This is a genomic window from Rhodocaloribacter sp., from assembly GCF_056451265.1.
In genome coordinates this window covers 17,078-30,590 of sequence record NZ_JBWOPL010000108.1, presented here as the reverse complement: position 1 = coordinate 30,590, position 13,513 = coordinate 17,078, and the positions used below count along the sequence as shown (strand labels likewise).

The 13,513-nt window shown below is 65.1% G+C and carries 11 protein-coding genes; 1 reads left to right on the top strand and 10 read right to left on the bottom strand.

The genetic code is table 11. The features are described 5' to 3' along the window. Positions 1-73 precede the first annotated feature (73 nt). Complete coding sequence (locus tag AC1HIY_RS16240; RefSeq protein ID WP_479577849.1) at positions 74-3,730, top strand: multifunctional oxoglutarate decarboxylase/oxoglutarate dehydrogenase thiamine pyrophosphate-binding subunit/dihydrolipoyllysine-residue succinyltransferase subunit; 3,657 nt, start codon at positions 74-76, stop codon at positions 3,728-3,730. A gap of 91 nt (positions 3,731-3,821) precedes the next feature. On the opposite strand, the gene AC1HIY_RS16235 is transcribed toward AC1HIY_RS16240, so the two are convergent. The 10 genes from AC1HIY_RS16235 to AC1HIY_RS16190 form a co-directional block, all read right to left on the bottom strand. Beyond that, the gene (locus AC1HIY_RS16235; RefSeq protein ID WP_479577848.1) at positions 3,822-6,533 is read right to left on the bottom strand and encodes a methyl-accepting chemotaxis protein; all 2,712 of its coding nucleotides are present in this window, start codon (positions 6,531-6,533) and stop codon (positions 3,822-3,824) included. A 163-nt stretch (positions 6,534-6,696) separates the two neighbouring features. Continuing rightward, positions 6,697-7,620: an ATP synthase F1 subunit gamma gene (atpG, locus tag AC1HIY_RS16230; protein ID WP_479577847.1), complete on the bottom strand. Its 924-nt coding sequence runs from the start codon at positions 7,618-7,620 to the stop codon at positions 6,697-6,699. A 73-nt stretch (positions 7,621-7,693) separates the two neighbouring features. Beyond that, positions 7,694-9,286 (bottom strand): F0F1 ATP synthase subunit alpha, encoded by a 1,593-nt coding sequence (gene atpA, locus AC1HIY_RS16225; RefSeq protein ID WP_479577846.1) that lies wholly within the window; start codon positions 9,284-9,286, stop codon positions 7,694-7,696. Between the two features lie 76 nt (positions 9,287-9,362). Next, positions 9,363-9,917, bottom strand: coding sequence for an ATP synthase F1 subunit delta (gene atpH / locus AC1HIY_RS16220; protein WP_479577845.1), 555 nt, complete (start codon positions 9,915-9,917; stop codon positions 9,363-9,365). A 47-nt stretch (positions 9,918-9,964) separates the two neighbouring features. Continuing rightward, positions 9,965-10,474 (bottom strand): F0F1 ATP synthase subunit B, encoded by a 510-nt coding sequence (gene atpF / locus AC1HIY_RS16215; protein WP_479577844.1) that lies wholly within the window; start codon positions 10,472-10,474, stop codon positions 9,965-9,967. Positions 10,475-10,634: 160 nt separating this feature from the next. Then, a complete protein-coding gene (gene atpE / locus AC1HIY_RS16210; RefSeq protein ID WP_456424482.1) occupies positions 10,635-10,862 on the bottom strand; it encodes an ATP synthase F0 subunit C in 228 nt (75 codons plus the stop codon). 69 nt (positions 10,863-10,931) lie between these two features. After that, a complete protein-coding gene (gene atpB / locus AC1HIY_RS16205; RefSeq protein ID WP_479577843.1) occupies positions 10,932-12,149 on the bottom strand; it encodes a F0F1 ATP synthase subunit A in 1,218 nt (405 codons plus the stop codon). Positions 12,150-12,196: 47 nt separating this feature from the next. Then, positions 12,197-12,502, bottom strand: coding sequence for a hypothetical protein (locus AC1HIY_RS16200; protein ID WP_479577842.1), 306 nt, complete (start codon positions 12,500-12,502; stop codon positions 12,197-12,199). A 170-nt stretch (positions 12,503-12,672) separates the two neighbouring features. Beyond that, positions 12,673-13,020: an AtpZ/AtpI family protein gene (locus AC1HIY_RS16195; RefSeq protein ID WP_479577841.1), complete on the bottom strand. Its 348-nt coding sequence runs from the start codon at positions 13,018-13,020 to the stop codon at positions 12,673-12,675. Further along, the gene (locus AC1HIY_RS16190) at positions 12,995-13,438 is read right to left on the bottom strand and encodes a bactofilin family protein (RefSeq protein WP_479577840.1); all 444 of its coding nucleotides are present in this window, start codon (positions 13,436-13,438) and stop codon (positions 12,995-12,997) included. The genes AC1HIY_RS16195 and AC1HIY_RS16190 overlap by 26 nt, the downstream gene beginning before the upstream one ends. Positions 13,439-13,513 lie beyond the last annotated feature (75 nt).

Genomic DNA, 13,513 nt, shown 5'->3' with positions numbered 1-13,513 from the left:
GAATCCTTACCTTGGGGGCATCGTACGGTAGTTTCGCAGATCTGAAGATTCTCCCACCAAACCGACTTTCGTTGTGAGTACGCTTGGGTTCAATACCGGATACATCGAAGAACTCTATCGTCAATACCTGGCCGATCCGGAGAGCGTCAGTGAAAGCTGGCGCGAGTTCTTCGCCGACTATCGCCCCGACGATTCTTTCGTTGCGGCGCGGAGCGTGGAGGAGCAGCCGGCCGTGACCGAGGTGGCCCCGCCCGTGGCGCGCCCGCCCGAGCGAGGCGACGGCGCGGTGCAGGAGCCGGAGATCCCCGCCGTTCCCATCCCCGAAGGCGCCGAGGTGAAGCCCCTGCGCGGGGCCGCCGCCCGCATCGCGGCGAACATGGAGGCCAGCCTCAAGGTGCCCACCGCCACCTCCGTGCGCACCGTCCCGGTCAAGCTCATCGCCGAAAACCGGGCGCTCATCAACGACTATCAGCGCTACGTCGGCGGCGACAAGGTGTCCTACACGCACATGATCGCGTGGGCCATCGTGAAGGGCCTCAAGGCGTATCCGAACCTGAACACCATCTTCCGGCGCGAGGACGGCACGCCCCAGCACGTGATCCCGAAGCAGGTCAACCTCGGCCTCGCCATCGACGTGGAGCGACGCGGCAAGCGCACGTTGCTCGTGCCCAACATCAAGGGCGCGGACCGGCTGACCTTCGCGCAGCTCATCGGCCGGTACAACGACCTCGTCCGCCGCGCCCGCACCAACAGCCTCGACCTCTCGGACCTCGAAGGCACGACGGCCACGCTCACCAACCCCGGCATGATCGGGACCGTGCTCAGCGTGCCGCGCCTGATGCAGGGGCAGGGCGTCATCGTCGGCGTCGGCGCCATCGGGTATCCGACCGAGTACTATGCCATCCCCCCCGACCTCATCGGCAAGACCGGCATCTCGCAGGTGATGAGCATCACCTCGACGTACGACCACCGCATCATTCAGGGAGCCGAGAGCGGCGCGTTCCTCAAGTACGTCGAAGAACTCCTCCTGGGCCGGCACGACTTTTACGAGGAGATTTTCGGGCATCTGAACATCCCCTACCAGCCCTACTCTTTTGCGAAGGACAACACGCCGCAGGTGGGCCGGGTGCATCATGACGCCGGGATGGACATGGTGCACAAGCAGGCCCGTGTGCTCCAGCTCATCCGCGCCTACCGCGTGCGCGGCCACCTTCAGGCCGACGTCAATCCGCTGGGATACCAGTGGGCGTACCACCCCGAGCTCGACCCCGCCCGGTACGGGCTGACCATCTGGGACCTCGACCGCGAGTTCGTCACGGGCGGGCTCGGCGGCGCCGACGTGCTGCCGTTGCGCGAGGTGCTCGACATCGTGCGGAAGACGTACACGCGCAAGGTCGGCATCGAATTCATGCACATCTCCGACCCGGGCGAGAAGCGGTGGCTTCAGGAGCGCATCGAGCCGGTGCGCGGCGTCGAGCCGATCTCGCAGGCGGCCAAGCTGCGCATGCTTCAGAAGCTCAACGCCGCCGAGGCCTTCGAGACGTTCCTCCACACGAAGTACATCGGCCACAAGCGGTTCTCACTCGAAGGCGCCGAGACGGTCATCCCCATGCTCGACATGATCCTCTCCGACGCCGCCGATCAGGAGGTGCACGAGGTGGTCATCGGCATGGCGCACCGGGGACGCCTGAACGTGCTCGCCAACATCATGAACAAGCCGTACGAGGTGATCTTCTCCGAGTTCGAAGGCAACCTCGACCCGAACACCATGCAAGGCTCGGGCGACGTCAAGTATCACCTCGGCGCGCGCGCGGTGCACGAGGCGCCGAGCGGCGCAAAGATCGACCTGACGCTGGCTTCGAACCCGAGCCATCTCGAAGCCGTCAACCCCGTCGTCGAGGGCATGGTGCGGGCCAAGCAGGAGCAGCTCCGCGCCCGGAAGGTCGAAGCGCCGACGGGGGACTATCACGACGCCGTCATCCCCGTGCTCATCCACGGCGACGCCGCCTTTGCCGGGCAGGGCGTCGTCGCCGAGACGCTCAACCTGAGCCAGCTCCCGGGCTATCGCACCGGCGGAACCATCCACATCGTCATCAACAACCAGATCGGCTTCACCACCGGCCCGCAGGACGCCCGCAGCTCCACGTACGCCACCGACGTCGCCCGCATGATCCAGGCCCCCATCTTCCACGTCAACGGAGACGACCCGGAAGCCTGCATCCGCGTGGCCCGCCTGGCCCTCGACTACCGCCAGGTCTTCAACAAAGACGTCGTTATCGACATGCTTTGCTACCGCGTGCGCGGCCACAACGAGGGCGACGAACCGACGTACACGCAGCCGCTCCTCTACCGGAAGATCGAGGCCAAACGTTCGGTCCGGAAGATCTACACCGAACTGCTGCTCCGCCGCGGCGACATGAAGCCGGAAGAAGCCGAGCATATGCTCGACGACTACCGCGCCCGCCTGCAGGAAGCCTTCGCGCGAACGAAGGCCCTCGAAGCCAAAGAGGAGGACCGGGCGGCCCCGCCTCCGGAGCAAAAGTCCCGCCCCGCCCCGGCGGCGGTGGACACGCGCGCGCCGCGGGAAGCGCTCGAAGCCATCGTGAAAGCGCTGACGCACTTCCCGGACACGTTCCACATCCACAAGAAGCTCCTCCGGCAGTTTCAGCGGCGCGAGAAGCTCTTCTTCGAAGAGCGCCGGATCGACTGGGGGCTGGGTGAGGCGCTGGCCTTCGGCTCGCTCCTGATCGAAGGCACGAAGGTGCGCCTGAGCGGGCAGGACTCCCGGCGCGGCACCTTCAGCCACCGCCACGCCGTCCTCTACGATCAGGAGACGGGCCAGGAGTACATCCCGCTCAACCACATCCGCGAGGGGCAGGCCGAACTGACGATCTACGACAGCCTCCTCTCGGAGTATGCCGTCTGCGGCTTCGAATATGGCTTCTCCGTGGCCGATCCCCGCGCGCTCGTGCTCTGGGAAGCGCAGTTCGGCGACTTCGCCAACGGCGCGCAGATCATCTTCGACCAGTTCCTCTCGGCCGCGGCCGAGAAGTGGGGGCAGCAGAGCAGCCTCGTCCTCCTCCTGCCCCACGGCTATGAAGGACAGGGACCGGAGCACTCCTCGGCCCGCCTCGAACGCTTCCTCCAGCTCTGCGCCGAGGACAACATGATCGTGGGCAACTTTACGACGCCGGCCAACTTCTTCCACGCGCTCCGGCGACAGGTCAAAAGCCCCGTGCGCCGGCCCCTCGTGGTGATGTCTCCGAAGAGCCTTCTGCGCCATCCGCTGGCCGTCTCCGACCCGGACGACTTCAGCGCGCAGGGCTTCCACCCGGTGTATCCCGCCGAGGCCGACCCCGCCACCGCCGAAAGGCTCCTCTTCTGCGGGGGCAAGGTGTATTACGACCTCCTCCAGGCGCTTCAGAAAAACGAGGACCGACGGGACAAGGTGGCCATTGCCCGCATCGAGCAATACTATCCGTTCCCCGAAGACGAGATCCGCAGCCAGATGGAACGGTATCGGAACGTGAAGGACGTGGTGTGGGTGCAGGAAGAGCCTGCCAACATGGGCGCGTGGAACTTCCTCCGCTACCGCCTCGACGGGCTGCTCGAAGCGCTCCACGGCGACTGCGAGCACCGCGTCGGCTACGTCGGCCGGCCCGCCAGCGCCAGCCCGGCCACCGGCAGCGCACACGTGCATCAGGAAGAGCAGCAAGCCGCCGTCGCCTAAGCGCGGGGCGGGTGTGGGGGGCGCGCCGACACGACCGGGCCGTCCGGGCGGCGCGCGCCCGAACGGCCCGGAAGGCCTCGAGGAACCGGCCTCAGCCCTCGTAGTGCGGCGCGCCGCGCCGGACTTCAGGGGCGGAAGCGCGGGCGGCCGGCGGACGGTCCGCCCGGGGCGCGTGCGAAGCGTCGTGCGACATCTTGAACTTGCCCACGGCCGAGATCAGGCTCGTCGTCAGGCGCGAGAGTTCCTTCGTGGCGCCGTCGATCTGTCCGATCTCCTGGACGACCTTCGCCGTATCCTCGGCGATCAGTTCGATGCTCCGCGCCATCTCGGCGCTCGTGGAAGACTGCTCTTCGGTCGCCGCCGCCATCTGATTGACCCAGTCGAGCACGCGCTCCACCTGATCGACGATCTTGTCGAGCGCGGCTCCGGCCTCACCGGCCATCTCGCGTCCCCGCCGGACCTTTTCGTTGCCGGTGCGCATCGTCCGGACCGCCGCCGTGGTTTCGCGCTGAACGCTGTCGATCATCTCGGTGATCTGTCGCGTGGCGTCGGTGGTGCGTTCGGCCAGCTTGCGCACCTCGTCGGCCACGACGGCGAAGCCGCGTCCATGCTCGCCGGCGCGCGCCGCCTCGATGGCGGCGTTGAGCGCCAGCAGGTTCGTCTGCTCGGCGATCTCCTCGATGACGGCCGTGATCTCGCCGATGCGCTGTCCCGAAGCGCCCAGTTCCTCGACGGCTTCCGCCGACTCGCCCACGAACGAGACGATCTCTTCGATCAGTTCGACCGTCCGCTGCACCACCGTGCGGCCTTCCTGCGCCAGCGCGCCGCTTTGCCCGGCGGCTTCGGCGGTGAACGTGGCCGTCTGCGCGTTCTCCGAGATGGTGTGCGTCATCTCCTCGATGGCGGCGGCCACCTCCTGCGACTGCGCCGTCTGCCCGCTCGTGCTCGAGGCCAGCGTCTCCGTCGAAGCGCCGATCTCTTCGACGGCGCTTGCCGTGCTCGAAGCCGCCTCGGCAACTTCCTGGATCAGCCCGCGGATGCGGCTCACGGCCCGGTTGAACCCTTCATACAGATGATCGATGACTTCCACCTGCGCGTTCTCCAGATGCGCTTCGAGATCGCCGTCGGCGAAGCGGTCCATGGCCGCAAGGATCTGCTCGACGCTGTGCGTCAGGTAGGCCTCCTGCTCCTGCATCGCCCGCCGGGCGCGCCGCGAGGCCATGCTCACCGACGACATGTCGGCCAGCAACCGCACCAGCACCTCCTCCTCTTCCGTGAAGGGCTCGTCGCCTTCTTCCCGGTCCGAGAGGTAAAGCGTGCCCAGCAGTCGGCCCCCGTGCCGGATGGGCACGGCCAGAAGGCTCTTCATCGGCGGATGCCCCGGCGGGAACCCTTCCGAGGCGGGATGCTCCGACATGTCCTCGAGCCGCAGCGCGCCCTTCATGTCACGCAAGTGCCCGAGCAACCCCTTGCCCTCGGGGTAATGGCCGATCCGCGCGATCTCCGCCTCCGACATTCCCTCGGTGAGGAAGTCTTTCAGCTTCCCCTCTTCGTCGAGCACGCCGAAGGCCGCGTATTTCGCCGAAGCGATCTCCTTCGCGCCCCGAAGAATCCTGCGATGCCCTTCCCGGCTGTTCAGGTCTCTGTCGAACTCCCGGGCCGCCTCGATGGCGGTCTCCAGCGCCAGCAGGCGCAGCTGCACGTGATGCGCCATCTTGTTGAAACTTTGGGCCAGCCGCCCGATCTCGTCGTTGGCGCCGGGCTCGAGCCGGAGGTCCAGCTTGCCCCCGGCGATCTCCTCGGCCACCCCCGCGATCTTTCTCAGCCGCCCCGAGATCCGCCCGGTCAGGAAAAACACCAGAAAACCGGTGATGAGCAGACTGAAAAGAATGAATGTGATCATCGTCCGCATGCTCTCGGTCACCGGCGCAAAGGCCATGGCCTTGTCCACGGTAAGCCCGAACACCCATGGATAATCGAGCGCGCGCTTGTAATAACCGAACCGTTCTTTTCCGTCCGCGCCGGGAAAGAAACCGACCACGCTCCCCTTCTTCGCGGCATCGAGCACGGGGCCGTCGTGGCGCACGTCCTCTTCTTTGGCGGAACGCACCTCCCGGCCCTCCAGCGTAGCCATGAAAATGTGCGGCGCGGCATCGCCGTGATCCTCATTGAGCAGGCCGTTTAGGTAATCGATGGAGACTTCGAAGACCAGCACGCCCAGCGTCTCGCCGTCCACTTTCACGGGCTGAAGCAGGAGTTGATGATAATGGTCCTTCTCCTCGAACCCGAAGAAGTCCGTCGTGACGGCGTGGTCGAGCGCTTCCTTGAAAAAAGGCGACTCGGAGAGGTCGTCGCCGAAGTGGCCGCTCGGCGAGAGGTCCGGGGTCCGGTTCGGGCTCAGGATGATCTCCCCGTCGGCATTGGCCAGCATGATGTGGTGAAAGGGTCCCCAGTGCGCTTCCTGATATTGCTGAAGCTGTCGCGCCGCCGCCCTCGCATACCGCGTGGGCACCCGCGACGCGCCATACCGCGACGCTCGCTCGACGTAGGCCTTCAGATTATCATTGAGCGCCATCGCCGCGGCATTCCGCCGGATGAGCCGGTAAAAATCGTCCACCCGTCCCTCGACGATGTTCGCCTGCTGAACGAGTTGCTGTTCGATCTGATGTTCGAGGACGCTTGAGGTTTGACGGACGTTGATCAGGCCGATGGTGAGGATCGGACCGGCTACGAGAATACCGGCCGCGAGGGCGATTTTATGCCTGATGCTTTTGAAATCAAAGAAGTGTTTGAGAACGTTCATAGCCGACGCTTTGCTGAATGGACATAGAGGCTAAGGTTACCCGAGGCATCGGATACTTTGGAACCACCTTAAGAAAAATGCAGGTCTCTTCGCGGGCGCGGAAACGAAAAAAGGCCGCCCCGGACAGGGGCGACCTTTCGCATCTAAACGTGGGCGTTCCGGCTCAGCTGCTCTCCAGCGCATCGGCGCCGCTGGTGATCTCGATGAGTTCCTTCGTGATGGCGTCCTGGCGCGCCCGGTTATACTTCAGCCGGAGGTCGCGGATCAGCTCTTCGGCGTTCGTGGTGGCGTTGTCCATCGCCACCATGCGCGCGCCCTGTTCGGCGGCGTTCGATTCGAGCAATACGCGCCAGAGCTGATAGTTGAGATAACGCGGCACGAGTTCGTCGAGGATGGTGCGGGCGTCGGGTTCGAAGATGTAGTCCACGGCCTGCCCTTCCTTCAGCTCGGCCCGGTGCGTCACGGTGCGCTCCATCACCGGCGTGGTGAACTGTTCCCCGCGCAGCGGCAGGAACGGCTCGGCGATGCGGTTCTGCGAGATCGTGTTCTTGAACTCGTTATAGACCACATCCACCACGTCCCACCGGTCTTCGAGGTAGCCGTCGATGACGAGGCGGACGACCTCCTGCACGGTGTCGAACGAGAGGTGATCGAAGACGCCCCGGAAGTCGCCCACGAGCCGGTAACCGCGCTTCTGGAAATGCTCGTGTCCCTTGCGTCCGATGCAGATCAGGTACAGGTTGCCCTGCTCGTGGATCTCCCGATACCGCTCCGCGATGGTCTGCTCGGCCACTTTGATGATGTTCGTATTGAAGGCGCCGGCCAGGCCACGGTCCGCGGTGACCACCACCACGAGCGCGCCGTCGGTCTTTTCCCGCGGCATGAACAGGACGTGCGTCGCCGGGTCGATCTGGCTTTTGAGATGGCTGATGATCTCGCCGATCTTATAGGCGTAGGGGCGGGTCTGGAAGATGCGTTCCTGGGCGCGCCGCAGCTTCGCCGCGGACACCATCTTCATGGCGCGCGTCACCTGCTGCGTGTTTTGCACCGAAACGATCCGGTTCCGTATGTCGCGAAGGCTTGCCATAGGGTAGAACCTAAAACGTGATGCGCGCCGGAGCCGGCCTCATGGGCCGCGCGGCGTCGCGGTTTCCGGCGCGTTACTTCTCCGAATAGAGTTTGGCCAGATCCTCGGCCACCTTCCGGAAGACCTCGGCGACCTCGTCGCTCATCACGCCCGTTTCACGGATGGAGGCGAGCGCCTCGGCGTGCTGAAGCTTGAGCCGCTCGTGGAAGTCGTTCTCGAAGTCCTTGACCCGGTTTACCGGGACGTCGTCGAGCAGGCCCTGCGTGGCGACATAGATGATGGCCACCTGATGCTCGACCGGCATCGGATCGTACTGGCCCTGCTTGAGCACCTCGACGAGGCGCTCGCCCCGGAGCAACTGGCGTTGCGTGGCCGGGTCGAGGTCGGAGCCGAACTTGGCGAAGGCTTCGAGTTCGCGGTACTGCGCCAGGTCGAGGCGGAGCGTGCCGGCCACTTTCTTCATCGCCTTGATCTGCGCGTTGCCGCCGACGCGGCTGACCGAGATGCCGACGTTGATGGCCGGGCGCACACCGGCGTTGAACAGGTCGGCTTCGAGGTAGATCTGCCCGTCGGTGATCGAGATCACGTTCGTCGGGATGTAGGCCGAGACGTCGCCCGCCTGCGTTTCGATGACCGGGAGCGCCGTCAGCGAGCCTCCGCCCTTGATGAGGTCCTTGATCGAGGCCGGCACGTCGTTCATCTGGCGGGCCACCTCGTCGCTGCCGTTGATTTTGGCGGCGCGTTCGAGCAGGCGGCTGTGGAGGTAGAACACGTCGCCGGGATAGGCTTCGCGGCCCGGGGGTCGGCGCAGGAGCAGCGACACCTGGCGATAGGCGACGGCCTGCTTCGAGAGGTCGTCGTAGATGACGAGCGCGTGGCGGCCCGTATCCCGGAAGTACTCGCCGATGCACGCGCCGGCGTAGGGCGCGATGTACTGAAGCGGCGCCGGAGCCGAGGCCGGCGCATTCACGATCACCGTGTAGGCCATCGCGCCGTTCTCTTCGAGGGCGCGGCGCACCTGCGCCACGGTCGAGTTCTTCTGCCCGACGGCCACGTAGATGCAGTAGACCGGACTGTCGGTCTCGTGCGTCGATTTCTGGTTGATGATCGTATCGACGAGCACGGCCGTCTTGCCGGTCTGTCGGTCGCCGATGACGAGCTCACGCTGGCCGCGTCCGATCGGGATCATCGAGTCGATGGCCTTCAGCCCGGTCTGGAGCGGCTCTTTCACCGGCTCGCGATAAATGACGCCCGGCGCCTTGCGTTCGAGCGGCATCTCGTACTTCTCGCCGGTGAGCACGCCGAGGCCGTCGATGGGCGTGCCGAGCGGGTCGATGACGCGTCCGAGCATGCTTTCGCTCACCTCGATGGAAGCGATGCGCCTGGTGCGCCGCACCTCGTCGCCTTCCTTCACCGAATCGACTTCGCCGAAGAGCACCGCGCCGACGTTGTCCTCTTCGAGGTTGAGCACCATGCCCGTCACCCCGCTTCTGGGGAACTCGATCAGCTCGCTCGCCTGCACGTTCGACAGGCCGTAAATGCGCGCGATACCATCGCCCACCTGGAGCACGGTGCCCACTTCATAGACGTCCGTTTCGGCTTCGAAGCCGCCCAGTTCGCGTTTGAGGACCGCCGTCACCTCGTCGGGTCGAATCGCCGTTGCCATGGTTGGTCTCTATCTAAAGGGTTGCTGGTCTTGAGAAACTTGCGGCTCCGCTCTGGCCGGTTCGCCCGGCCTTTGCTCAGTTGTTCAAAAACGAGCCGTGTTCGAGTCGTTCGCGGAGGCTTTCGAGCTGATGCCGCACGCTGCCGTCATAGACGGTGTCGCCCACACGAATGACCACGCCGCCGATCAGTCCGGGCGCCTGTTCCACGTCCATGCGGATGCGCCGCCCGGTCATCTTTTCGAGCGCCTGCGCGAGCGCCCGCGCTTCGTCGTCCGTGAGGGGTTGCGCCGCCTTCGCCTTCGCCTCGACGATGCCGAGACGCTCGTCCCGGAGCGCGCCGTAGGCCTTCACCACCATGGGGAAAAGAGCCTCGCGCCGCTTCTCGACGAGCAGTTGCAGAAAGCGGAGCGTCACCGGCGCGACGCGCCCGCCGAAGAGCTTCTCCACGACGGTCCGCTTCTTCTCGCGCGAGATGACGGGACTCCCGAAGAACCGCCGCAGCTCCCGCGAGGCGGCGAGAGCGGCCTGGATCATAGCCACGTCCGCATCGACCTGCTCGACGCGACCGGCCGCTTCGGCGGCCTCATAGAGGGCCTGCGCATAACGCCGGGCAATGGTGATTTCGCTCATCGATTTTCACCAACGTCAAAACGTTCGAACGTCGCAACGTTGCTCATTCAGTTCTTGGGAAGCTCGTCGATGAACGCATCGACGAGCTTGCGCTGCCGCGCCGCGTCCAGGTTCTCGTGGAGAATCTTTTCCGCCGCCCTGATGGCCAGGTCGGCCACCTCGGCGCGGAGGGCGTCGAGGGCGCTCTGTTTTTCGCGCTCGATCTCGGCCTGCGCCTGTTCCTGCATCTGGCGGATCTGCGCGCGCGTCTTCTCGACCTCTTCGGTGCGCAGGTGCTCGGCGGCTTCGCGGGCTTCGCGCAGGATGCGCTGGGCCTCCTGCTCGGCTTCGCGGCGGGCGCGGTCGTTGTCGGCCTGGATCTTTCGCGCTTCGGCAAGCGCCTGCTCGGCCCGCGCCATCGCCTCTTCGATCTTGCGTTCGCGCGTGTCGAGGGCCTTGAGGATCGGCCCCCAGGCGTAGCGACGCAAGAGCAAGAGCAAGAGCAAAAACGTGACCGTGATCCAGAAGATCAGGCCGACGTTCGGCGAGAGCAGCCCCGCGGCTAGGATGTCGTACATCGTTATTCCCTCTGCGAGAGTCGGTTAAAAACAGTGGGCGTCGGCCACAGGCGGAAACAGCTCCCCGAGAGGCGGTGAGGCCTGCCGGGGAGCTGCCGACCCTGCCCGGAGGCAGGGGCCGGAGCGCTATGGTGCGGACGATGCGGTGTGCCGGGCGAGCTTACTTGATCGCCAGCAGCACGCAGATCACCAGTCCGAAAAGCGCCACACCCTCGATCAGGGCGGCGGCGATAATCATCGACGTGCGGATGTCGCCGGCGGCTTCGGGCTGGCGCGCCGAGCCCTCCATCGCGGGGCCGGCCAGCCGACCGATGCCGAGGCCTGCGCCGAGCGCAACGAGACCAGCGCCAATCCCTGCGCCGAGGTATGCTAAAGCTGTCGGTTCCATGGGTTCTCCTGTATCGTGGTGTTGGTTGACGGTACGGTTAGGGTGCTTCTATAACCACGCGCTCCGGGTCTAGTGAGCCGGAGCCGGCTCCGCCACAGCGGCGTGCGCCTGATCGCCGTCTTGCCCGACGAGGATCGGCGTGGGGTGTTCGAGGGTCGCCAGAGACTGCAGACCGTAGTCTTCATGGCCTTCGTGATGATGCTCCTCGACGGCCATCCCGATGAAGAGCGCCGAGAGCATCGTAAAGATATAGGCCTGAATGAAGGCCACCAGCAGTTCGAGCAGGTAGATAAAGAGCGAGAAAGCCACACTCACCGGCGCGACGCCGTAGCCCGCCCCCGCGCCGAAGAGGCTGCCGAACGTGAAGATGAGGCCGATCAGACTGAGAATGACCAGGTGCCCCGCCGTCATGTTCGCAAAAAGACGAATGGCGAGCGCGAACGGCTTCGTGAACAATCCCAGGATCTCGACCGGGATCAGGATCGGCTTGACGAGCGTGGGCACGCCGGGCGGCCAGAAAATATGCTTCCAGTAATCCTTCGTGCCGCCGAGCTGCGTCAGAAGGAAGGTGAAGGTCGCCAGCACTCCCGTGATTGCGATGTTGGAGGTGGCCGTCATCCCGAAGGGCACCAGGCCCAGCAGGTTGCACGTCAGGATGAAGAAGAAGATGGTCAGCAGATAGGGCAGGTAGCGCCGGTACTTGTCGCCGAGGTTGGGCCGGGCGATGTCGTCGCGCACGAAGACGATGAGCGTCTCGAAGAGGTTCTGGAAAGCGCCCCGGGGCGCCGTGTCCCGCCCGACGCCGCGCTCGTAGCGACGGGCCAGGCTGACGAAGATGAGCAGCACGATGAGCGCGCCGATCCAGGCAAAGACGAGATGCCGCGAGATCGAAAGGTCGGCGATGAGCCGACCGGCGGCCGGCACGAGTTCCGCCTCCAGGCACTCGGCCCCGGCTTCCTCCGCCCCGCCGTGCGCCTCCGTCCCTTCCTCCATCCCGGCGGGTTCGTGCGCCTCCTCCGTCGCCGGCACGTATTCCCCCGACGCACATGCGGCGTGCGTCGAGCCGTAGACGTCCACGCCCAGACTCCCGTCGGCGCGACGCACGACGAAAATGCGCGGCAACTCGACCTCGCCGAACGGCTCGAAGTCGAGCACGTAGCCGTCCGTCACGTGGTGAATGGGGTTCATCCCCCCTTCCGACTCATGCTCCTGCGCACGCGCGCCGACCGGCAAGGCCAGCAGCGCCACGAGCAGGATCAGGACGTTTTTATAGTAAGGATGCATCATACTCCAGAAAAAACAGCGTCCGGACGGCAGACGTCACCGACGGCCTATTAATCGACAGGCGGCCCGGCCAGCGGCGTGCGGTGTAAGAAGAACACTTCAAGGGCCAGCGACAACGCAAAGACGGCAAAGAAGGCCCCGACGAACGCCAGGGGTCGAACCGGCGCCAGCGCCACGATGAGCGCGATCAGCGCCAGCGCCGCAAACATACGAATCAGCATGCCGCCCCAGACGATCACCTGAAAACGCCGTTTCGAGGCGGACAGCGCGCGCCGGTAAGTCAGATAGCTGAATCCCCCATACGCCAGCCCGATACCTGCCCCCAGACTTATGCTCAACCAGAGATCCGCAGTCATCTTGAGGCGCTAATGGTTTCGTGTCGGCTCGCCTTCAAAGGCAGCACGCAAAACTACGCAGAAACGCCCAAGGGGATCGATACGGCGCAATGAATTATGAATGAAAGGACGGGCAATAGTGGGTGAATGCAAGAAGATATGATGAGGAGCCCTCCCGAGGCGCGCCCTCTTCACGACGCCGGGTCGTCCTCTTCCCCGCGTTCCCGCCGCCGGCGCGCCGCCAGCCTGCGTTCGCGCTCCATCTTTGCCTGCGCGCTCATTTCGGCGCTGACGCGGAAAAGCTGAATGAAAAACGCCGTCATGCCCACCACGGCCCCGCCGATGAGAAACCACGGCAAGGTTCCGAGCCAGCGATCCAGGAGGTAGCCCAGCCCCACGAAGAAGAGCATCGTGAAGGCCAGTTGCATACCGAGCCCCAGATACGGCCCTGCCGTCCGGAGGCCGGCGCGCCACTCCTCTGGAGAAGCGGAGGAAGGCCGACGGGGCGGCTCCTTATCGGGCGTCTTTGTTTTCGGCATTTTTGTCTTCGGCATTTCGGGGGGGAGCGGCCGCTGCGCCGTTCTGTTTGAGCGCGGCGGCCCGGCCTTCCTCCAGCCGACCCATCTTGCATTCGCCGTTCAACATCGCGCCTTCCTCGACCACCAGACGCGCCGTCGAAACGTTGCCGTCGATGCGGGCCGAGCCTTTCAGCAGCAGGCGCTCCTTCACGTGGATCTCGCCCTCGATGCGCCCGGCCACGTCGGCGCTGGTCGCCACCAGTTCGCCCTCGATGATCCCCTCCTGAGCCAGGATCGCCTTGCCCTCGACGATGAGCTTGCCGATGATCCGTCCGCTGACGCGCACGTCGCTTTTCGCACGCAACGTGCCTTCGAACACGGCGCCCTCGCCGATCATGTTGATTTGTGCAGGTGCGGGAACGTTCGCCTGTCGTGCCATGGACTGTGTCTGCCGGTTGGTTGGTTTGCGAAATAGAGCCATTGTTTTCGGGGGGATGCGAGGCCTCGGGTGCGG

Coding starts and splice junctions, on each gene's coding strand:
- atpG (WP_479577847.1), bottom strand. CDS start 7,620: ATGGCAAGCCTTCGCGACATACGGAACCGGATCGTTTCGGTGCAAAAC.
- atpA (WP_479577846.1), bottom strand. CDS start 9,286: ATGGCAACGGCGATTCGACCCGACGAGGTGACGGCGGTCCTCAAACGC.
- atpE (WP_456424482.1), bottom strand. CDS start 10,862: ATGGAACCGACAGCTTTAGCATACCTCGGCGCAGGGATTGGCGCTGGT.
- AC1HIY_RS16190 (WP_479577840.1), bottom strand. CDS start 13,438: ATGGCACGACAGGCGAACGTTCCCGCACCTGCACAAATCAACATGATC.
- atpB (WP_479577843.1), bottom strand. CDS start 12,149: ATGATGCATCCTTACTATAAAAACGTCCTGATCCTGCTCGTGGCGCTG.
- AC1HIY_RS16195 (WP_479577841.1), bottom strand. CDS start 13,020: ATGCCGAAAACAAAGACGCCCGATAAGGAGCCGCCCCGTCGGCCTTCC.
- AC1HIY_RS16200 (WP_479577842.1), bottom strand. CDS start 12,502: ATGACTGCGGATCTCTGGTTGAGCATAAGTCTGGGGGCAGGTATCGGG.
- AC1HIY_RS16235 (WP_479577848.1), bottom strand. CDS start 6,533: ATGAACGTTCTCAAACACTTCTTTGATTTCAAAAGCATCAGGCATAAA.
- atpH (WP_479577845.1), bottom strand. CDS start 9,917: ATGAGCGAAATCACCATTGCCCGGCGTTATGCGCAGGCCCTCTATGAG.
- atpF (WP_479577844.1), bottom strand. CDS start 10,474: ATGTACGACATCCTAGCCGCGGGGCTGCTCTCGCCGAACGTCGGCCTG.